Raw genomic sequence first — 20,625 nt, 5'->3', positions numbered from 1 at the left:
CGGCCCGTTTCCGGGCCGGGGGCGGGGTCGCCCGGGTGGCGTCCCCAGCTGTCTTCCACGGTAGGTGGACCAAGGGGACGAAGCATCGCTCTACGGGGCGATCCCGACCCTGGGAATCGTCGGGGTACGCCCCTGAGACAGCCCGTCCTGGACGGTGACCGACGGCCCGGCCGCGCCCGGTTCCCGCACGCCGCGCCGCCGCAGCCAGGCGCGGGCCGCGGGGACGACGGCCAAGTGGGCCAGGGCGACCCCCGCCGTGTTCAGCAGCAGCGAGTCGACGTCGACGACCCGGCCCGGCACTCCCGTCTGGAGCAGGGCGATGCCGAGGGAGACCAGGGTGCCCGTCGCGGCCGTACGGACCGCGGACGCCGGCGGGGACACGGCCAGCCTGCCGTGCGCCATCGGCAGCAGCACGCCCAGCGGGGCGAGCAGAGCGAGGCCCTCCCCGAGCGGTCGCACGGCCCCCGGCCAGCCCAGCGCCAGGTCGGCACGGATGCCGGCCAGCGGGCGCAGGTTCGGGGGCATCACCCAGGGGACGTCCAGAGGGCGCAGCATCAGCCAGGCGACGAGAGCGAGGTGTGCGACGAGGAGGACACCTCCCGTCACACGGATGCGTATCGCGGCGCTGCCGCCGATGGAGCCTTGACGCTGCACGCCCCCCTAGACGCCGGGCCGGGTGCGCTTGGTTCCGCAACGAAACATCCCGCCGCGAACCCACCGCGCCGGTCCGGACCGGCGCCCGCCCCCGGACCCCCTGCCGGACGTCGAGGTCCCCCCGGCCCGGTACGGGGCCCCGGGCGGCCCGCCCCGGACCGACACCCGCGCCCGGCCGGTCACGGGCCCGGGGCACGCACCGAGCCGACCACGGCCCGGCTTCGAGCCCCGGTTGCCCCGCCACGGACCCACGCCCTGTGCCCGCTCGGCGACGGCGCCCGGTGGGTGTGGAGGTCACCACGGGCCGGTACTGGCCCGCCGGGTGGCCCCGCCCCGGACGGACGCCGGGCCCGGCCGGTCGCGGTCCTCAGTGGGCGTCGGGGATACCCCGGCCCAGTACAGGCCCGGTCGGTCCACCACGGACTTCGCCCCCGCCCGGCTGGTTCACGTGCCCCGGGTGGGCGTCGGGGTTGCCCCGGCCCAGTACAGGCCGGCGGTCCGCCATGGACGATGCCGCCCGGCTGGTTCACGCTCCCCGGGTGTGCGCCGGGCCCATCACCGACTGGCGGTGAGCCCCTGAGTGCCCGTCACGGACGCATGCCCATACCCGGCCGGCGACGGCCCCCGCTGGGCGCCCAGCCCACCGCGGACCGGCACTGGGCCTTCGGGCGGCCCGCCACGGAGTCATGCCCACCACCGGCCGGCAGTGGGCCCCGGGCGGCCCGCCGCGGACGGACGCCTGTGCCCGGCCCGCCGCGGACGGACGCCTGTGCCCGGCCCGCCGCGGACGGACGCCTGTGCCCGGCCCGCCGCGGACGGACGCCCGCGCCCGGTCCGCCGCGGACGGACGCCCGCGCCCGGCCCGTGCCGGACCCATACGCGCGCCCGGCCCCCCCGCCGCAGCCCTCGCTGGCCGGTGGGTGTCCGTGGGGTGGGCGTCAGTGGTCGGTGATCGGGGTGGACGGGGGCTGGGACGTGCCCGGGTGTTCGCGGGCGTCGTCCGTGCACTCGTAGCGGCGCAGCGGGCCCCCGTCGGGGCCGCCCAGGATGACCGAGCCGTCGCCCTCCGTGGCCGCCGAGTCGGACAGGGTGCACACCAGTTGTGCCACGGCGTAGGAGGTGAGACGTGATGGTGCCGTGCTCAGGCGGAGCGTGTCGTCGGGGTCCTTCGGGCCGGGCCCGCTGACGCCGAGGCCGCCCGGTACCCGCGTCGTGTAGCCGGCGGAGCGCTCCGCCGCCGACGGTGACGCGGCCAGCTGGTCCAGCAGCCCCTGGGCGACCATCACCCGGCGCCGGGCGTCCGGGGTGCCGTCGGGTACCCGTACGGTCCGGTCGACGGCCACCAGGGACGCCCCGCACAGCAGGAAGACCTGCACCGGCACCCCGTGCGAGGACTGCGTGGACAGGTCGGGCCCGGCCAGCGAGCACTGCACCCCGGACGGCGCCGCCCCGAAGTCGGTCGGCACCTCCGTGGCCCGGATGCCGCAGCCGGTGAGCAGCGCGCCCAGGAGGGGCAGCGCCAGCAGGCGTCGTACGGTCATGACCCCTCCTTTCCCAGGTGGTCCGTGCCGGGCCCGGTGTCCTCGGCGTCCTCGCCGTCCTCCTCGGCGAGGGCGGCGGAGTCCTGCGGCAGCCACAGCGTGAACACGGCGCCGCCCTCGGGGGAGTTGGCGGCGGTGATCCCGCCGCCGTGGATGTGGGCGTTCTCCAGGGCGATGGACAGGCCCAGTCCGCTGCCCTCGGAGCGCGGCCGGGAGGCGCTCGCCTTGTAGAAGCGGTCGAAGACGTGCGGCAGGACGTCCTCGGGGATGCCGGGCCCGTGGTCGCGGACCTGGATCTCGACCGCGTCGTCCGCCTTCCGCACCGACACCCGCACCGGCGAGCCGCCGTGTTTGAGGGCGTTGCCGATCAGGTTGGCGAGGATGACGTCCAGGCGGCGCGGGTCGATGCGGGCGTGCAGGCCGCGCTCGGCGTCCAGTTCGACCGCGTCGAGCCAGGCGCGGGCGTCGATGCAGGCGGTGATCTGGTCGGCGAGGTCGACGTCGTCCAGGACCAGCCGGGCGGTGCCCGCGTCGAAGCGGGTGACCTCCATCAGGTTCTCCACCAGGTCGTTCAGCCGCCGGGTCTCGCTGACCACCAGCCGGACGGCGGGTTCGACCATCGGGTCGATGCCCCCGGCCTCCGACTCCAGCTCCTCCTCCAGCACCTCCGTGACGGCGGTGATGGCGGTGAGCGGGGTCCGCAGTTCGTGGCTCATGTCGGCGACGAACCGCCGGGAGGCGTCGTCCCGCGCGGCCATCTCCGCGACCCGTTTCTCCAGCGCCTCGGCGGCCTTGTTGAACGTCCGGGACAGGTCGGCGAGTTCGTCGGTGCCGGACACCTGGAGCCGCGTGTCCAGCCTGCCCTCGCCGAGCCGCCCCGCGGCCACACTGAGCCGGTGCACCGGCTTCAGCACGGTCGTCGCGGCGGCCTGCGCGAGCAGCGCGGCACCGATCAGCGCGAGTCCGGTGGCGATGCCCAGCGACCAGGCCAGCGAGTTGAGGTCCTTGGCCTCGGGCTCCAGGGACTTCGCCATGTACCCGGTGGTACCGCCGCCGATGACGCGCGTACCGGCCACCAGATAGGGCGTGCCGTGGTCCACGACCCGCTGCCAGTACAGGTGGTACGGCTCCTTGTTGGTGTCGGTCACCGGCTGGCGCCTGGTCACGGTCGCGCGCAGCGAAGCGGGTACGTCCTCCAGCGCGAAGCCGTTGATGCCGCCCGAGGTGCCGTACACCTTCTTGCCGTCGGCGTCCCCGGCGACCAGGAGCACGCTGAAGCGCTGGCTGCTGGCCCCCATCTGGCCGGCCGCCCGCTGGAGCTGGTCCTGCGTCGGGTGCACGGGCAGCGCGCCGGCGCGGTTCTGCATCTCCTGCCGGAAGTCGCGCAGCACCGCGTCCTGGGCGCGGGTGAGGACGGCCTCCCGGTTGAGCCAGTAGGCGATGCCCGACGCCGACACGGCGGCGGTGAGCGCGACCAGGCCGAAGACCAGCACCAGCCGCAGCCTGAGGCTGGTGAACCTCAGCCGGGTCGGATTCCCCCTGCGCCCCGCGGCCCAGCCGCGCAGCCCCCCGTGCGTGTCGGTCACTGAGGCGCGTCCAGGCGGTAGCCGACACCGCGGACGGTGCGGATCAGCGTCGGGGACGACGGTACGTCCTCGACCTTGGCCCGCAGCCGCTGCACGCACGCGTCCACCAGCCGCGAGTCGCCCAGGTAGTCGTGCTCCCACACCAGCCGCAGCAGTTGCTGCCGGGACAGCGCCTGACCGGGCCGCCGGCTCAGTTCGAGCAGCAGCCGCAGCTCGGTCGGGGTCAGCTGGAGGTCCTCGCCGTTCTTCGTGACGGTCATGGCCGACCGGTCGATGACGAGGCTGCCGAACGTCGCCGAGTCGCTGGACTCGCGTTCGCCGCGGCGCAGCACGGCCCGGATCCGGGCGTCGAGCACCCGTCCCTGCACCGGCTTGACGACGTAGTCGTCGGCGCCGGACTCCAGCCCGACGACCACGTCGATGTCGTCGCTGCGCGCCGTCAGCAGAATGATCGGCAGCTGGTCGGTGCGCCGGATGCGCCGGCACACCTCGAACCCGTCGATGCCGGGCAGCATCACGTCCAGCACGATCAGGTCCGGGCGCTGCTCACGCAGCAGCTTCAGACCGTCCTCGCCGCTGGCAGCGGTGGCCACCCGGTGTCCCTGGCGCGTCAGGGACAGCTCCAGGGCCGTACGGATGGCGTCGTCGTCCTCGATCAGCAACAGGGAAGGCACGGGCTCATTCTGGCCCATGGACGGGGTGTCGTACGACCCGTCGGCGCCCCTTCCTCACCGGCGCGACCACCTGTGCGCACGCCGTCACCGTCGTGGACGGGGCCCCTGTGACAGGTCTGTGACAGTCGGCGGACACCTCCATGAAGGTCCCCCGGCAGTCTTTTGGTCACGGGCAGGGGCCACCGGCCGCAACCGGCCCGGTACGACCGAGTCACCGGAAGTCCACCACGGGGAGCGCGAGATGAACACGCTGCACGGCATGAGCACCAGCGCAGTGGTCACGCGTCTGCACGACGTGTACCGGGGACCGGAGAAGGCCGGTGCCGGCACGGGCACCTCCCTGCTCGAGCGGAACCGCGAGCTCGGGGGAGGGCGGGGATGCGCCCGCGGCGGCACCGCGCGTCAGCACACCACGTTCATGACGGTGGTTGACGCGCACACGGGGGGGACGCACGGGGGAGCCGCGTACGGGGAGGACCCGGGGGAGCGTCGTTCGCTGACGGAGGCGGAGTTCACCGCCTACGTCCAGGAGCGCCGCGCCTCCCTGTACGCCACCGCCTACCACCTGACCGGGGACCGCTTCGAGGCCGAGGACCTGCTCCAGAGCGCGCTGTTCTCGACGTACCGGGCGTGGGAGCGGATCAGCGACAAGGCGGCGGTCGGCGGATACCTGCGCCGCACCATGACCAATCTGCACATCAGCGCCTGGCGGCGCCGCAAGCTCAACGAGTACCCGACCGAGGAACTTCCGGAGACGCCCGGCGAGACGGACGCGATGCGCGGCACCGAGCTGCGCGCGGTCCTCTGGCAGGCGCTGGCCCGGCTGCCCGAACTCCAGCGCACCATGCTGGTCCTGCGCTACTACGAGGGCCGCACCGACCCGGAGATTGCGGAGATACTCGGCATCAGTGTCGGCACGGTCAAGTCCAGCATCTGGCGGTCGCTGCGCCGGCTGCGCGACGACGAGGTCCTCAGCTTCGGCCGTGACGAGGAGAGCGCCTTCGGCGAACTGGTCGCCTGAGCACAGCGGCGACGAGGACGACGGGGGAGAACCGGGGACCACTGGGGGGTGGGCCCACGGGGTGACACGGGGGAGAAACAGGAGCGGGACCGGTGGGCCAGGGGGGCCGGCCGGTCCCGCTCCTGCGTGCGTCAGGGGCGGGCGGGTGTCACGCCGCCGTCTGCTGCCGAGCCTGCCGGCCCGTCGCCGCTGCCGCCAGCCGGCCGAGCGCCTCGTCCCGGTCACAGGGGTGCGCGCCCAGGGACACCTGGCGGGTGACGATCGAGCGTTCCGCGCGCATGAGCCGCCAGCCGCGGCGCAGCAGGAACGGCACCGACTTGCGGCCCTCCCTGAGGTCGCGCAGGAAGCGGCGGCGGAAGGTGGTGAACGGGCCCCGGGTCAGGCACAGGGCGTCCGCGAGCAGGCCCCGTTCCCGGCAGCGTTCGACGATCTCCGCGGCGAACACGCCCTCCGCGATGAACAGCGGGGCGCCGCCGATGCGCAGGGTCTCCTCGCCGGTACGGGCGCTCAGCGCGAGGTCGTACACCGGAACCGGCGTCGACCGTGCGGTGCACAGCCGGGCGATGGCCTCGACGGCGATGTCCGCGTCCCAGGACCCCGGGTGGTCCCAGTCGATGTCGGAACTCCCCGCCACCAGCGGCAGAGTCGGGTCGTCACCCTCCTTGTAGAAGTCGTCCAGGCGCAGGACGGGAAGCCCGGAACGGGCGGCGACGAGTGACTTGCCCGAGCCCGAGGGGCCGCACAGCAGCACGACACGGGCGGGGGGCGGAGGATGAATGCTCACGGAACACCAGTTTGACGCATGGGGAGCGCCCTGCCGACCCCGCGGGTCGGCTTTTGAGCGTGAGACACACCTCAACTACCCTGCGTGTCGACAGCCTCACCCTGCGCACCGAAGGTGGCACCAGCGATGGCCCGACACACCTCCCACCAGCACTCCGCCGCGCAGCGCGCCCTGATCGCCCTGGCGTCCGCAGGAGCGGTCCTCGGCGCGGGGGCGGCGACGGCGTCCGCCGACTCGGTCCCGGTCGCCGGCCTCTCCTACCGCCCCGTGGATCTCGGCACCATCGACCTGCAGGCGGGCACGCGCGCCGCGACCGGCATCCTCGGCTATGTCACCGGCCCGGTCGCCGGCCTCAAGCCCAACCCGCTCGCGGGCACCGGCGTGGACCCGCTGGACAACGGCGTGGGCACCCAGCTCGCGGACTTCCGGCCCCTCACCTCCAAGGCCCTGACGGGCCCGCTGGCCCAGGCCCCGTCGATCGGCAGCGTGCCGGTGGTGGGCGGGGTGCTGGGCGCGCTGGGCCACTGACGGCACCCTGGGGAGCGGCGCGGGGGGCCGTCCGGCCGGCCGGGACCGGACGGGGCCCGGCCGGGCGGGACCGGACGGGGCCCGGCCGGGCGGGGCCGGCCGGGCGGGGCCGGCCGGGACGCCCGCGGTTCCCCGCCGCGTCCCGCCGCGTCCCGCCGCGTCCCGCCGCGTCCCGCCGCGTCCCGCCGCGTCCCGCCGCGTCCCGCCGCGTCCCGCCGCGCCCCCCGCCCCGTCACTCCGCGTACGTCAGTACGACGAACCGGACGCGCCCAGCGACCCCGTCGGGTGCCAGACGGTCTTGGTCTCCAGGAACGCCGCCAGCCGGTCGGTCCCCGGTGTCCGGGAGTGGTCCACAGGCTGTGGACGCAGAACCCGCTTGAGGTTGTCCGCCGCCGCGATCTCCAGCTCCTTCGCCAGCACCTCGTCGGCGCCCGCGAGGTCGATCGCGTTGACGTCCTGGTGCGCGGCCAGCGGCGCGGCGATCTCCGCCGTACGGCCGGACAGGATGTTGACCACACCGCCCGGGACGTCGGAGGTGGCCAGCACCTCGGCCAGGGACAGCGCGGGCAGCGGGGCCTTCTCGGAGGCCACCACGACCGCCGTGTTGCCGGTCGCGATCACCGGCGCCAGCACCGACACCAGACCGAGGAACGACGACTCCTGCGGGGCCACGACGGCGACCACGCCCGTCGGCTCGGGGGAGGAGAGGTTGAAGTACGGGCCCGCGACCGGGTTGGCGCCGCCGAGCACCTGGGCGATCTTGTCGGTCCAGCCGGCGTACCAGACCCAGCGGTCGATCGCGGCCTCCACCTGCTCGGCGGCCGCGGACTTCGACAGGCCCTCCGCGTCGGCGACCTCGCGGACGAACTGCGCCCTGCGGCCCTCCAGCATCTCCGCCACGCGGTACAGGACCTGGCCGCGGTTGTAGGCGGTCGCGCCGGACCAGCCGCCGAACGCCTTGCGCGCGGCCACGACCGCGTCACGGGCGTCCTTGCGCGAGGACTGCGGAGCGTTCGCCAGCCACTTGCCCTTCGAGTCCGTCACCTCGTACACCCGGCCGCTCTCGGAACGCGGGAACTTCCCGCCGACGTACAGCTTGTAGGTCTTGAAGACGCTCAGACGGTTGTGATCAGACATCGAGGTACGCCTCCAGGCCGTGACGGCCGCCCTCGCGGCCGAAGCCCGACTCCTTGTAGCCGCCGAACGGCGAGGCAGGGTCGAACTTGTTGAACGTGTTGGACCAGACGACACCGGCGCGCAGCTTGCCGGCGACGGCCAGGATCCGCGAGCCCTTCTCGGACCAGATGCCCGCCGACAGGCCGTACTGCGTGTTGTTCGCCTTGGCGACCGCCTCGTCGGGCGTGCGGAAGGTGAGGACCGACAGCACCGGGCCGAAGATCTCGTCGCGCGCGACGGTGTGCGCCTGGGTGACGTTCGTGAAGAGCGTCGGCGCGAACCAGTAACCGGACGACGGCAGTTCGCAGGCCGGGGACCAGCGCTCGGCGCCCTCCGCCTCGCCCTGCTCGGTCAGCGTGGTGATCCGGGCCAGCTGCTCGGCGGAGTTGATCGCGCCGATGTCGGTGTTCTTGTCCAGCGGGTCGCCGAGGCGGAGCGTGGACAGGCGGCGCTTGAGGGAGTCCAGCAGCTCGTCCTGGACCGACTCCTGGACGAGCAGGCGCGAGCCCGCGCAGCAGACCTGGCCCTGGTTGAAGAAGATGCCGTTCACGATGCCCTCGACGGCCTGGTCGAGCGGGGCGTCGTCGAAGACGATGTTGGCGCCCTTGCCGCCCAGTTCGAGGGTCAGCTTCTTCCGGGTACCGGCGACGGTCCGCGCGATCTCCTTGCCGACCGCGGTCGAACCGGTGAAGGCGACCTTGTTCACGTCCGGGTGCGAGACGAGCGCGGCACCCGCGTCGCCGTAGCCCGGAAGGATGTTCACGACGCCCTTGGGGAGGCCCGCCTGGCGGCAGATGTCCGCGAAGAAGAGCGCGGAGAGCGGGGTGGTCTCCGCCGGCTTCAGGACGACCGTGTTGCCGGTCGCCAGCGCCGGGGCGATCTTCCACGCCAGCATCAGCAGCGGGAAGTTCCACGGGATGACCTGGCCGGCCACGCCCAGCGGCTGCGGGGCGGCGCCGAACCCGGCGTGCTCCAGCTTGTCCGCCCAGCCCGCGTAGTAGAAGAAGTGCGCGGCGACCAGCGGGAGGTCCGCGTCGCGGGTCTCCCGGATCGGCTTGCCGTTGTCCAGCGTCTCCAGGACCGCCAGCTCGCGGCTGCGCTCCTGGATGATGCGGGCGATGCGGAACAGGTACTTGGCGCGCTCGGAGCCCGGCAGCGCCGACCACTTCCCGAACGCGGCGCGGGCGGCCCGGACGGCGCGGTCGACGTCCTCGGCACCGGCTCGGGCGACCTCGGACAGCACCTCCTCGGTGGCCGGCGAGATGGTCTTGAACACCCTGCCGTCGGCCGCCTCCGTGAACTCGCCGTCGATGAACAGGCCGTAGGAGGGGGCGATGTCGACGACGGAGCGGGACTCGGGCGCCGGGGCGTACTCGAATGCGGAGGACCGCTTCTCGATGGTCATGGTGATCAGTCCACCGTTACGTAGTCGGGGCCGGAGTAACGGCCGGTGGCCAGCTTCTGCCGCTGCATCAGCAGGTCGTTCAGGAGGGAGGAGGCGCCGAAGCGGAACCAGTGGTTGTCCAGCCAGTCCGCGCCGGCCGTCTCGTTGACGAGGACGAGGAACTTGACGGCATCCTTGGAGGTACGGATGCCGCCGGCCGGCTTCACGCCGACCTGGACGCCGGTCTGGGCGCGGAAGTCCCGTACGGCCTCCAGCATCAGCAGCGTGTTGGCGGGCGTGGCGTTGACCGCGACCTTGCCCGTGGAGGTCTTGATGAAGTCCGCACCCGCGATCATGCCGAGCCAGGACGCGCGGCGGATGTTGTCGTACGTGGACAGCTCACCGGTCTCGAAGATCACCTTCAGCCGGGCGTCCGTGCCGCAGGTCTCCCGCACGGCGACGATCTCCTCGTACACCTTCAGATACCGGCCGGCGAGGAACGCGCCCCGGTCGATGACCATGTCGATCTCGTCCGCGCCGGCGGCGATAGCGTCCCGCACGTCGGCCAGCTTCACGTCGAGCGCGGCGCGGCCGGCCGGGAAGGCGGTGGCCACCGAGGCGACCTTCACGCCGGAACCGGCGACGGCCTCCTTGGCGGCGGCCACCATGTCGGGGTAGACGCAGACCGCGGCCGTGGTGGGGGCCGTCCGGTCGGTGGGGTCGGGGTGGACCGCCTTGGCGCCGAGCGCCCGGACCTTGCCCGGGGTGTCCGCGCCTTCCAGCGTCGTCAGGTCGACCATCGAGATGGCGAGGTCGATGGCGTACGCCTTCGCGGCGGCCTTGATCGAACGGGTGCCGAGAGACGCGGCGCGTGCCTCCAGGCCGACCGCGTCCACGCCGGGCAGCCCGTGCAGGAAGCGGCGCAGCGTGCTGTCGGACGCGGTGACGTCGGCGAAGGAGCTACCGCCCGCGCGCTCGGCAGTGGGCGACTGTGCTGTGGGTGCAGTACGGGGCATGGTCACCAGACGAGCATATCTACGCGCGTAGCGGCTGTACACCCCCGGCTCCCGCCCGCGCTTCCCACGCCTTTTGCCCGCACCGCCGCCCCTCGCCCTCGCGCAGATCACGGATGGGCGCCGGTTGCCGGGCACCTGGCCGCGCCGCCGGAGCCGTCGGGCAGAATCGGGACCATGACCACCCCCGACCACCCGTCACCCGCGTCCCAGCCGCCGGCACCCGCCGTCAAGGACCGGGTCTACCGCTCGCCCCTCGGCCTCACGGGCGGTGCGCTGCTGCTCGTGGTCGTGCTGTGGCTGGGCTTCGACGCGCTGTTCAAGGGCCACGGCCGGACCCCCTGGCTGGCACTCGCCGCGATGATCCTGGTCCTGCCGCTGCTGATCGCCTACACGCTCCGCCCGGCGGTCTTCGCCAACGAGGACCGGCTGCGCATCCGCAACCCGTTCCGCGTGATCACCCTGCCCTGGGGCGAGGTCGCCGGTCTGCGCTCCGGATTCACCAACGAGGTCGTCGCCAGGTCCGGCGCCAAGTACCAGCTGTGGGCCGTCCCCGTCTCCCTGCGGGCCCGCAAGAAGGCGGCCCGCCGCCGGCAGCGGGCGGCGGCCGACGCGGCGCGCGGTGTCACACCGGGCGGCGTCGGCTCCGGGGGCGGGGGGCTCGCACCGAGCGGCTTCGGCTTCGGCGGGTTCAGCCTGCACGGCGGCGAGACCGGACCGGCCCGGGCGGAGAGCGACCAGATCATCGACCAGCTGAACGAGATCCGGGACCGGCGCTGCGAGGCCGTCCAGGCCCAGGGCGAGCCGACGGTCCGCTGGGCGTACGAGGTGGCCGCGCCCGCGGTGGCGGGGGCCGTGCTGCTGGCGATCCTGCTGGTTGTGGGCTGAGGTCCCCCACGGGGGCAGGCCGGGCGGTCGGCCGGAAGACGAGGAGCCGGGGGCGAGTCCCGGAGGGCGGAGGAACCGGCAGGCACCGGGACCGCCGCAGAAGACCGTGCCGTACGGCGGAACCGGGCTCCCGCCGGTAACGGCCGCGCCGGTCAGCTCCGGTACGACGCCGTCCGCGCGCCGGTACGGCGGGAACGGGCCGGTGCGGAACGCCGGGCGGCGTGCGCGGGGCGGCCCCGGCCACTTGGGGGCGGTTGATGTCCGCCCTGTGCGGAAAGCCGAGCTGAGGGTGGACGGCGTGCCCCGCCGGGTGTGGCGGGAGCCACGGCGTGCCGTGCGACGGCGTCGGGCGGCGTGCGCGGAGTTGCGCGGGGCGGCATCGCGCGGCCCCCTCCACTTGGGGGCGGTTGATGTCCACCGTGTGCGGGCCGAGCTGAGGGTGGACGGCGTGCCCCGCCGGGTGTGGCGGGAGCCACGGCGTGCCGTACGACGGCGCCGGGCGGCGTGCGCGGAGTTGCGCGGGTCGGCGCCGGGCGGTCCCCGCCACTTGGGGGCGGTTGGTGACCGCCGTGTGCGGAAAGCCGAGCTGAGGGTGGACGGCGTGCCCCGCCGGGCGTGGCCGGAGTGTGAGCCGGGTCTGCCGCGCCCCTTCGGGCGGACGGCCGGTGAGATCACCGCCCTCGGGCGCGCCCGGCCGTGGCCGCCCGGACCGTGGCCGTGCTGCTCCTGGCCTGACGCCGCGGCGTCAGGCCAGGAGCAGCAGGACCGTTGAGGAACGTGACCTGAGCCCGTGACCGCCCGCTGGCAACCCCCCCCGGGGTACACCGGCGGGCGGCCCGGGACTAGATGCCGGCCGCCGCCGACAGGTCCCGCCTGACGGCGTTCAGCAGCTCGGCCGCGCGGGCGCGGGCGGCCGGCAGGCCGGCGTGGTCCCTGACCGGCACGACGACCTCCAGGTAGCACTTCAGCTTCGGTTCGGTGCCGCTGGGCCGGACGATGACACGGGCACCGGTGAGGGTGTAGCGCAGGCCGTCGGTGGGCGGCAGCCGGTCCGTGCCCAAGCTGAGGTCCTCGGCCCGGGTGACCGGCAGACCGGCCAGCTCGGCCGGCGGCTGCTCGCGCAGGCGGCGCATCGCGTCGGCGATGAGGGAGAGGTCCTGGACGCGGACCGACAACTGGTCGGTGGCGTGCAGGCCGTGCTCGACGGCCAGGTCGTCCAGGAGGTCGAGCAGCGTGCGGCCCTCCTCCTTGAGCACGGACGCCAGCTCGGTGATCAGCAGCGCGGCGGTGATGCCGTCCTTGTCGCGCACGCCCTCGGGGTCCACGCAGTAGCCGAGGGCCTCCTCGTAGCCGTAGCGCAGGCCGTCGACGCGGGCGATCCACTTGAAGCCGGTCAGCGTCTCCTCGTACGGCAGCCCCGCCTTCCCGGCGATCCGGCCGAGGAGGGAGGAGGAGACGATCGACTCGGCGAAGGTGCCCCGCGCGCCGCGCCGGACCAGGTGGGCGGCGAGCAGGGCGCCGACCTCGTCACCGCGCAGCATCCGCCAGTCGCCGCCGTCCTTCACGGCCACCGCGCAGCGGTCCGCGTCCGGGTCGTTGGCGATGACCAGGTCCGGGTCGGTGGCGCGGGCCCGGGCGAACGCCAGGTCCATCGCGCCCGGCTCCTCCGGGTTGGGGAAGGCGACCGTCGGGAAGTCCGGGTCCGGGTCGGCCTGCTCGGCGACCAGCACCGGCTCGGGGAACCCGGCGCGGGCGAAGGCGGCGAGCAGGACGTCCCTGCCGACGCCGTGCATCGCCGTGTAGACCGTGCGGGCGGTGCGGGGGGAGCCGGCGCCCAGGACGGCGTCCGTACGGGCCAGATAGGCGTCCAGGACCGCGTCGTCCAGGGTCTGCCAGCCGGACTCCGGGCGGGGTACGTCGTCCAGGGAGGCGATCGCGTCGATCTCGGCGGCGATCTCCGCGTCGGCGGGCGGGACGATCTGGGAGCCGTCGCCGAGGTACACCTTGTAGCCGTTGTCCCGGGGCGGGTTGTGGCTGGCGGTCACCTCGACGCCCGCGACCGCGCCGAGGTGCCGGATGGCGAACGCCAGCACGGGCGTGGGCAGGGGACGCGGGAGCACGGCCGCGCGCAGGCCGGCGCCGGTCATCACGGCGGCCGTGTCGCGGGCGAAGTCGGCTGACTTGTGGCGGGCGTCGTAGCCGATGACGACGAGCCCGGCGCCGTCGCCCCCGTGGGGGGTGCCGTTCTTCTTCAGGTACGCGGCGAGGCCGGCGGCGGCGCGGATGACGACGCCGCGGTTCATGCGCATCGGACCGGCGCCGAGTTCGCCGCGCAGGCCGGCGGTGCCGAACTGGAGGGTGCCGCTGAAGCGGGCCGCCAGTTCGTCCGTCTCGCCGGCGTCGATCAGCTTGGCGAGTTCCTCACGGGTCTCCGCGTCGGGGTCCTCGGCCAGCCATGCCTTGGCCCGGGCGATGAGATCGTCGTGCACCTTGGGATCAACCTCTCCTGTGTTTGCCTGGTCCGCTGGGGGCTCGCCCCCGGACCCCCGTCCTTGCCCCCCACCATCCGACCCGGACGGCCGGTGAGCGACCGAGCGCCCCCGGGCCCCCGGGCCACCGGCGGTACCGAAGCCCGAAGCCCGACGCGGCCACCGCCTCCGGTTTCGATGCCGGACGCGGCGACTGCATCCGCTCGGAGCCTGCCGCGCCCCGCTCGACGCCGGACGCGGCCACCGTGTCTCCTGACCGCGGCGCGAGTACCGCGTCGCGGCTCAGATGCGGCCCAGCACCTGGCCGAGCAGCTGGCCCATCCGGGCGGCCGAGTCGCGGCCGGCCTGGAGGACCTCCTCGTGGTTGAGGGGCTCGCCCGTCATGCCCGCGGCGAGGTTGGTGACCAGGGAGATGCCCAGGACCTCGGCGCCGGCCTCACGGGCGGCGATGGCCTCCAGGACCGTGGACATGCCGACCAGGTCCGCGCCGATGACGCGGGCCATGCGGATCTCGGCCGGGGTCTCGTAGTGCGGGCCGGGGAACTGGGCGTAGACGCCCTCCTCCAGCGAGGGGTCGATCTCCTTGCACAGGGCGCGCAGGCGGGGCGAGTAGAGGTCCGTCAGGTCGACGAAGTTCGCGCCGACGATCGGGGAGGTCGCCGTCAGGTTGATGTGGTCGCTGATCAGCACGGGCTGGCCGGGGCGCATGCCCTCGCGCAGACCACCGCAGCCGTTGGTGAGCACGATGGTCTTGCAGCCGGCGGCGACGGCGGTGCGCACCCCGTGGGCGACGGCGGCGACGCCACGGCCCTCGTAGTAGTGGGTGCGGCCCAGGAAGACCAGGGCCCGCTTGTCACCGAAGGCGTACGAGCGGACCTTGCCGCCGTGCCCCTCGACGGCCGGCGGCGGGAAGCCGGGCAGCTCGGTGACCTGGAACTCGGCGTCGGGTGCGCCCAGGGCGTCGACGGCCGGAGCCCAGCCGGAGCCCATCACGAGGGCGACGTCGTGGGTCTCGGCACCGGTCAGCGCGCGCAGGCGCGCGGCGGCGGCGTCGGCGGCGGCGTGGGGATCGCCCTGGATGTCGTCCGGAAGGAGAGATGCGTTCACGCCGTTGAGAGTAACCGGTCTTCGCCTACGCGCGTAGATGACAGACCCCACGGGAATCGGTTCGTTGCCTTGTCGTTTTCCACGAGACAGGGGGCGAATCAGTGGAAGGCGGAGGAAAACGGCGCAGAAAACGCAGGTCAGCCCGGAGGGCGGTCCCGGGCGGGACGGCTCAGCAGGGGCGCTTGCGCAGTTCCATCACATAGTCGTGCGGGGCCCCCGCCGACTCCGCCGCGTCGGCGATCTCGCCGAGGTAGCGGGCGGAGGGCAGGCCGCCCTCGTAGCCGTCCAGGACGTACGCCCACGACGGCTCCTCGCCGTCCAGGGTGTGCACGCGCACGCGTACCCGCCGGTAGATCCCGAGGCCGACGCCCTCCCACCGGTCGAGCGACTCCTCGTCCATGGGTGCGAGGTCGTACAGGCCGACGAAGACCTGCGCCAGCGGGTCCTCGACGATCGTCGCGAGCGCGCCCTCCCAGCCCAGCTGCTCGCCGCCGAAGGTCAGCCGCCAGCCGCTCAGCCAGCCGGTGGCGCGCAGCGGGGAGTGCGGGGCGCGGCGGGACATCAGCCGCGCGTCGAGGTTGCCGGCGTACGCGGCATAGAGCGCCATGGACAGAGGGTACGGCAGCCGCACCGCGCGCCTCCCGCGCCCCGGGAGTGCGCCCGTGACGCCCCCGGGCAGTGGCACCTTGAAGCGTGCGGGACAATGGGGTACGTGACTCGGATCGTGATCATCGGTGGCGGACCCGGCGGATACGAGGCGGCCCTGGTGGCCGCCCAGCTCGGCGCGGAGGTGACCGTCGTCGACTGCGACGGTCTGGGCGGAGCGTCGGTACTGACCGACTGCGTGCCGTCGAAGACCCTAATCGCAACGGCCGAGGTGATGACCACCTTCGACTCCTCCTACGAGGAGCTGGGCATCATCGTCGCCGACGACACCCCGCCCCTGGAGCAGGCGGCCCGGGTGGTCGGCGTGGACCTGGGCAAGGTCAACCGCCGGGTGAAACGCCTCGCGCTCGCCCAGTCCCACGACATCACCGCCTCCGTCACCCGCGCCGGCGCCCGCGTCATGCGCGGACGCGGCCGGCTGGACGGCATGCAGGCCCTCGACGGGTCCCGCAAGGTCGTCGTCAGCACCGCCGACGGCACCGAGGAGACCCTCGACGCCGACGCCGTCCTCATCGCCACCGGCGGACACCCGCGCGAGCTGCCCGACGCCCAGCCCGACGGCGAGCGCATCCTGAACTGGACCCAGGTCTACGACCTCACCGAGCTGCCCGAAGAGCTGATCGTGGTCGGCTCCGGTGTGACCGGTGCCGAGTTCGCGGGCGCCTACCAGGCCCTCGGGTCCAGGGTGACCCTGGTGTCCTCGCGCGACCGGGTGCTGCCCGGCGAGGACCCGGACGCCGCCGCCGTCCTCGAGGACGTCTTCCGGCGCCGCGGCATGAACGTCATGGCCCGCTCCCGCGCGCAGTCCGCCAAGCGCGTCGGCGACCACGTCGAGGTGACGCTGGCCGACGGCCGGGTCATCACCGGCTCGCACTGCCTGATGGCCGTCGGCGCCATCCCGAACAGCGCGGGGCTGGGTCTGGAGGAGGCCGGCGTCAAGCTGCGCGAGTCCGGGCACATCTGGACCGACAAGGTGTCCAGGACGACCGCTCCCGGCGTCTACGCGGCCGGTGACGTGACGGGTGTGTTCGCCCTCGCTTCCGTCGCCGCCATGCAGGGACGCATCGCCATGTACCACTTCCTCGGGGACGCGGTGACCCCGCTGAACCTGAAGACGGTGTCCTCCAACGTCTTCACCGACCCCGAGATCGCCACCGTCGGCTACACGCAGGCGGACGTCGACTCGGGCAAGATCGACGCCCGGGTGGTGAAGCTGCCCCTCCTGCGCAACCCGCGCGCGAAGATGCAGGGCATCCGGGACGGCTTCGTGAAGATCCTCTGCCGGCCGGGCACGGGCATCGTCGTCGGTGGTGTGGTCGTGGCGCCGCGCGCCTCGGAACTCATCCACCCCATCTCGATCGCCGTCGACAACAATCTGACCGTCGAGCAGATCGCGAAGGCCTTCACGGTGTACCCCTCCCTTTCGGGGTCGATCGCGGAGGTCGCCCGGCAGCTGCACACCCGCAAGGCGGGCGCCGAGGCTTGACCGGCCGGATCCGGCGTGCCGCCGGTCACGAAGAGTCGTGGCGTGTGCGTGCGGCATAGTCGGGGCGGATAGGCCCTATACCACCTCCGCCCCCACCATGCGAACAACTTCTGTTATTCGGCGCATACTGCTGAAACCAGACGGTCGCTGGGGTTACTGTCAGTTTCGTGTTCGCTGCTGAACGTCGCCAATTGATCCTCGAAATGGTGCGAGCGAACGGTGCCGTGTCGCTCCGTGAACTCGCCCGCGTCGTCCAGACCTCTGAAGTGACCGTACGGCGGGACGTGCGCGCACTGGAGGCAGAAGGACTCCTCGACCGCCGGCACGGCGGTGCGGTACTGCCGGGCGGGTTCACGCGAGAGTCCGGCTTTCCGCAGAAATCCCATCTCGCGACCGCCGAGAAGACGGCCATCGCCGACCTCGCCGCGGGCCTCGTCGAAGAGGGCGAGGCCATCGTGGTCGGCGCGGGTACCACCACGCAGGAGCTGGCCCGCCGGCTCGCGCGGGTGCCCGGACTGACCGTCGTCACCAACTCCCTGCTGGTGGCCCAGGCCCTCGCCCACGCCAACCGGGTGGAGGTCGTGATGACCGGCGGCACCCTGCGCGGCTCCAACTACGCCCTCGTCGGCTCCGGCGCCGAGCAGTCCCTCCAAGGGCTGCGCGTGTCCAGGGCCTTCCTGTCCGGGAGCGGGCTCACCGCCGAGCGCGGGCTGTCCACGTCCAACATGCTCTCGGCCTCCGTCGACCGCGCACTCGTCCAGGCCGCCGCGGAGGTCGTGGTCCTCGCCGACCACACCAAGCTCGGCACGGACACCATGTTCCAGACCGTGCCGACGGACCTCATCACCCGCCTGGTCACCGACGAGCCGCCACCGCACGACGACCGCGCATGCACGGAGTTGCAGGCGCTCGCCGACCAGGGGGTGCAGATCGCCGTGACCGGGGCGAACGGGAACTCGGGGGGTGACCAAGGGCCCGCGGCGCGGCGCGCTCCCCTGCCGGGGCCCAGAAGGGGGCACGTGCCGCTCCGCTCCGCGGGGCTGGGGGAGCAGCCGGCCGGGTCCGACCGGGGCCGGGTGGCGGACCTGCGCCGCCGGTAGCCGCCGCACGCCGCGCACGCGTGACGGGCGTACCGGAACCGCCGTACGGCGCGTACGGGTGACGGGCGTGCCGGAACCGTCGTACGGCGCGTACGGGTGACGGGCGTGCCGGAACCGTCGTACGGCCCGCAGGGGTGACGGGCGTACCGGAACCTCCGTACGGCCCGCACGGGTGACGGGCGTCCCGGAACATCCGTACCGCCCGCACGGGTGTCGGGCGTGCCGGAACCGTCGTACGGCGCGTACGGGTGACGGGCGTGCCGGAACCGTCGTACGGCCCGCAGGGGTGACGGGCGTACCGGAACCTCCGTACGGCCCGCACGGGTGACGGGCGTCCCGGAACATCCGTACCGCCCGCACGGGTGACGGGCGTGCCGGAACCGTCGTACGGCGCGTACGGGTGACGGGCGTGCCGGAACCTCCGTACCGCCCGCACGGATGACGGGGCGTACGGGAACCGCCGTACCGCGTACGGGCGTACGGGAACGCCCGGTGGACCGAAGTCACGGTCCACCGGGCGTCTCGCGTGCCCTACGGGTCAGTCCTTGATCTCGCAGATCGCCGCGCCCGACGTGACGGACGCGCCCACCTCGGCGCTCAGGCCCTTGACGGTGCCCGCCTTGTGGGCGTTCAGGGGCTGCTCCATCTTCATGGCCTCCAGGACGACGACCAGGTCGCCCTCCTGGACCTCCTGGCCCTCCTCGACCGCGATCTTGACGATCGTGCCCTGCATCGGCGAGGCGAGGGTGTCACCCGAGGCGACGGGCCCGGACTTCTTCGCCGCCCGCCGCTTGGGCTTCGCACCGGCCGCCAGGCCCGTGCGGGCCAGGCTCATGCCGAGCGAGGACGGCAGGGACACCTCCAGGCGCTTGCCGCCGACCTCGACGACGACCGTCTCCCGGCCCAGCTCCTCCTCCGCCTCGGCGTCGGCGGGGGCGGTGAAGGGCTTGATGTCGTTGACGAACTCGGTCTCGATCCACCGGGTGTGAACCGTGAAGGGGTCCGTGGAACCGGTCAGTTCGGGGGCGAACGCGGGGTCGGTGACCACCTTGCGGTGGAAGGGGATCGCGGTGGCCATGCCCTCGACCTGGAACTCCTCCAGGGCACGGGCGGCCCGCTGGAGGGCCTCCGCGCGGGTGCGGCCGGTCACGATCAGCTTGGCCAGCAGGGAGTCCCAGGCCGGGCCGATGACGCTGCCGGACTCCACGCCCGCGTCCAGCCGGACACCGGGACCGGACGGCGGCGCGAACTCGGTGACCGTGCCGGGGGCGGGCAGGAAGTTGCGGCCGGGGTCCTCGCCGTTGATGCGGAACTCGAAGGAGTGTCCGCGCAGGGCGGGGTCGTCGTAGCCGAGTTCCTCGCCGTCGGCGATGCGGAACATCTCGCGTACCAGGTCGATGCCGGCGACCTCCTCGGTCACCGGGTGCTCGACCTGGAGGCGGGTGTTGACCTCCAGGAAGGAGATGGTGCCGTCCTGGCCGACGAGGAACTCGCAGGTGCCGGCGCCCTCGTAGCGGGCCTCGCGCAGGATCGCCTTCGACGCCCGGTACAGCTCCGCGACCTGCGCCTCGGACAGGAAGGGCGCGGGGGCCTCCTCGACCAGCTTCTGGTGGCGGCGCTGGAGGGAGCAGTCACGCGTGGACACGACGACGACGTTGCCGTGCTTGTCGGCCAGGCACTGGGTCTCCACGTGGCGGGGCCGGTCGAGGTAGCGCTCGACGAAGCATTCACCGCGGCCGAACGCGGCGACGGCCTCACGGACCGCCGAGTCGTACAGCTCCGGGACCTCCTCCAGCGTCCGGGCGACCTTCAGACCACGGCCACCACCGCCGAAGGCGGCCTTGATGGCGATGGGCAGGCCGTTCTCCCGGGCGAACTCGACGACCTCGTCGGCGCCGCTGACGGGGTCCGGGGTGCCCGCGACCAGGGGGGCACCGGCGCGCTGGGCGATGTGGCGGGCGGCGACCTTGTCGCCGAGGTCGCGGATGGCCTGCGGGGGCGGGCCGATCCAGATCAGGCCGGCGTCGAGCACGGCCTGGGCGAACTCGGCGTTCTCCGAGAGGAAGCCGTATCCGGGGTGGACGGCGTCCGCACCGGACTCCCGGGCGGCACCCAGGACCTTGCCGATGTCCAGATAGCTGGTGGCCGGGGTGTCACCGCCCAGGGCGAACGCCTCATCCGCGGCGCGGACATGCAGAGCGTCCCGGTCCGGGTCGGCGTAGACGGCCACGCTCGCGATCCCGGCGTCCCGGCAGGCCCGGGCCACGCGGACAGCGATTTCGCCACGGTTGGCGATGAGCACCTTGCGCACGATTGAGGCTCCCTCCTTGAAACAAGCCGAGTTTAGGGACTGCCGACACGGCACTTCGACCCGTCCCCACTGGTGAGCTTGCCCACACGGAGCGTGATGCGGGGCTCGCCCTACCCGCGAAAGCCCTTGTCGCACCGCCGTACGCAGGACTCCTGCGGAAAACCCTAGTCCCGCCGTGTGGTCAAGGTCTCTGTGAGAGCGTGCTGCGGCCCACTCC

17 protein-coding genes are annotated in these 20,625 nt (G+C 73.4%); 5 read left to right on the top strand and 12 right to left on the bottom strand.

The window, feature by feature from the left end:
* Positions 1-90 precede the first annotated feature (90 nt).
* From ABZ117_RS07890 to afsQ1, 4 genes are all read right to left on the bottom strand, one after another.
* Positions 91-654, bottom strand: a complete 564-nt coding sequence (locus ABZ117_RS07890; protein WP_356818467.1) for a VanZ family protein — start codon at positions 652-654, stop codon at positions 91-93.
* Between the two features lie 938 nt (positions 655-1,592).
* A complete protein-coding gene (locus tag ABZ117_RS07885; RefSeq protein ID WP_356818466.1) occupies positions 1,593-2,195 on the bottom strand; it encodes a hypothetical protein in 603 nt (200 codons plus the stop codon).
* A complete protein-coding gene (locus tag ABZ117_RS07880) occupies positions 2,192-3,781 on the bottom strand; it encodes a HAMP domain-containing sensor histidine kinase (protein ID WP_356818465.1) in 1,590 nt (529 codons plus the stop codon). Before ABZ117_RS07880 ends, ABZ117_RS07885 begins: the two co-directional genes overlap by 4 nt.
* On the bottom strand, positions 3,778-4,455 hold the full coding sequence (gene afsQ1, locus ABZ117_RS07875) for a two-component system response regulator AfsQ1 (RefSeq protein ID WP_031024517.1): 678 nt from the start codon (positions 4,453-4,455) through the stop codon (positions 3,778-3,780). The genes ABZ117_RS07880 and afsQ1 overlap by 4 nt, the downstream gene beginning before the upstream one ends.
* Before the next feature lie 241 nt (positions 4,456-4,696).
* Between afsQ1 and ABZ117_RS07870 the strand changes: the two genes are divergently transcribed.
* Positions 4,697-5,476, top strand: a complete 780-nt coding sequence (locus ABZ117_RS07870) for a SigE family RNA polymerase sigma factor (protein WP_356818464.1) — start codon at positions 4,697-4,699, stop codon at positions 5,474-5,476.
* A 148-nt stretch (positions 5,477-5,624) separates the two neighbouring features.
* On the opposite strand, the gene ABZ117_RS07865 is transcribed toward ABZ117_RS07870, so the two are convergent.
* Entirely contained in the window at positions 5,625-6,227 is a 603-nt protein-coding gene (locus tag ABZ117_RS07865; RefSeq protein ID WP_356818821.1) for a uridine kinase, read from the bottom strand.
* A gap of 159 nt (positions 6,228-6,386) precedes the next feature.
* On the opposite strand from ABZ117_RS07865, the gene ABZ117_RS07860 reads away from it, so the two are divergent.
* Entirely contained in the window at positions 6,387-6,788 is a 402-nt protein-coding gene (locus ABZ117_RS07860) for a hypothetical protein (RefSeq protein ID WP_356818462.1), read from the top strand.
* 246 nt (positions 6,789-7,034) lie between these two features.
* Here ABZ117_RS07860 and ABZ117_RS07855 read toward each other — a convergent pair whose 3' ends face one another.
* The 3 genes from ABZ117_RS07855 to deoC are packed head-to-tail and all read right to left on the bottom strand — an operon-like array spanning position 7,035 to position 10,364.
* Positions 7,035-7,925 (bottom strand): aldehyde dehydrogenase family protein, encoded by an 891-nt coding sequence (locus ABZ117_RS07855; RefSeq protein ID WP_356818461.1) that lies wholly within the window; start codon positions 7,923-7,925, stop codon positions 7,035-7,037.
* Entirely contained in the window at positions 7,918-9,369 is a 1,452-nt protein-coding gene (locus ABZ117_RS07850) for an aldehyde dehydrogenase family protein (protein ID WP_356818459.1), read from the bottom strand. The genes ABZ117_RS07855 and ABZ117_RS07850 overlap by 8 nt, the downstream gene beginning before the upstream one ends.
* A 5-nt stretch (positions 9,370-9,374) precedes the next feature.
* Complete coding sequence (deoC, locus tag ABZ117_RS07845) at positions 9,375-10,364, bottom strand: deoxyribose-phosphate aldolase (RefSeq protein ID WP_356818820.1); 990 nt, start codon at positions 10,362-10,364, stop codon at positions 9,375-9,377.
* A gap of 174 nt (positions 10,365-10,538) precedes the next feature.
* Between deoC and ABZ117_RS07840 the strand changes: the two genes are divergently transcribed.
* Positions 10,539-11,249 carry a PH domain-containing protein gene (locus ABZ117_RS07840; protein WP_356818457.1) on the top strand — a complete coding sequence of 237 codons (711 nt, stop codon included), beginning with the start codon at positions 10,539-10,541 and terminating at the stop codon, positions 11,247-11,249.
* Between the two features lie 842 nt (positions 11,250-12,091).
* Here ABZ117_RS07840 and ABZ117_RS07835 read toward each other — a convergent pair.
* The 3 genes from ABZ117_RS07835 to ABZ117_RS07825 all read right to left on the bottom strand — a co-directional run bounded on the left by ABZ117_RS07835 (position 12,092) and on the right by ABZ117_RS07825 (position 15,452).
* Positions 12,092-13,738, bottom strand: coding sequence for a phospho-sugar mutase (locus ABZ117_RS07835; protein WP_356818455.1), 1,647 nt, complete (start codon positions 13,736-13,738; stop codon positions 12,092-12,094).
* A 282-nt stretch (positions 13,739-14,020) separates the two neighbouring features.
* Positions 14,021-14,845 carry a purine-nucleoside phosphorylase gene (locus ABZ117_RS07830; protein ID WP_356818453.1) on the bottom strand — a complete coding sequence of 275 codons (825 nt, stop codon included), beginning with the start codon at positions 14,843-14,845 and terminating at the stop codon, positions 14,021-14,023.
* A 169-nt stretch (positions 14,846-15,014) separates the two neighbouring features.
* Positions 15,015-15,452, bottom strand: coding sequence for a gamma-glutamylcyclotransferase (locus ABZ117_RS07825; RefSeq protein ID WP_356818452.1), 438 nt, complete (start codon positions 15,450-15,452; stop codon positions 15,015-15,017).
* Between the two features lie 96 nt (positions 15,453-15,548).
* Here ABZ117_RS07825 and ABZ117_RS07820 point away from each other — a divergent pair, with 96 nt between their 5' ends.
* On the top strand, positions 15,549-16,997 hold the full coding sequence (locus tag ABZ117_RS07820) for an NAD(P)H-quinone dehydrogenase (protein ID WP_356818450.1): 1,449 nt from the start codon (positions 15,549-15,551) through the stop codon (positions 16,995-16,997).
* A gap of 167 nt (positions 16,998-17,164) precedes the next feature.
* Complete coding sequence (locus ABZ117_RS07815; protein ID WP_356818448.1) at positions 17,165-18,097, top strand: DeoR/GlpR family DNA-binding transcription regulator; 933 nt, start codon at positions 17,165-17,167, stop codon at positions 18,095-18,097.
* 538 nt (positions 18,098-18,635) lie between these two features.
* Here the strand turns inward: ABZ117_RS07815 and ABZ117_RS07810 are convergent.
* Positions 18,636-20,408, bottom strand: coding sequence for a biotin carboxylase N-terminal domain-containing protein (locus ABZ117_RS07810; RefSeq protein ID WP_356818447.1), 1,773 nt, complete (start codon positions 20,406-20,408; stop codon positions 18,636-18,638).
* Positions 20,409-20,625: the final 217 nt, after the last annotated feature.

Source organism: Streptomyces sp. NPDC006309 (assembly GCF_040613095.1).
In the GTDB taxonomy this organism is placed as follows: Bacteria; Actinomycetota; Actinomycetes; order Streptomycetales; family Streptomycetaceae; genus Streptomyces.
The sequence above is the reverse complement of the archived record's forward strand: the minus strand, read 5'-3'. Positions and strand labels throughout refer to the sequence as shown.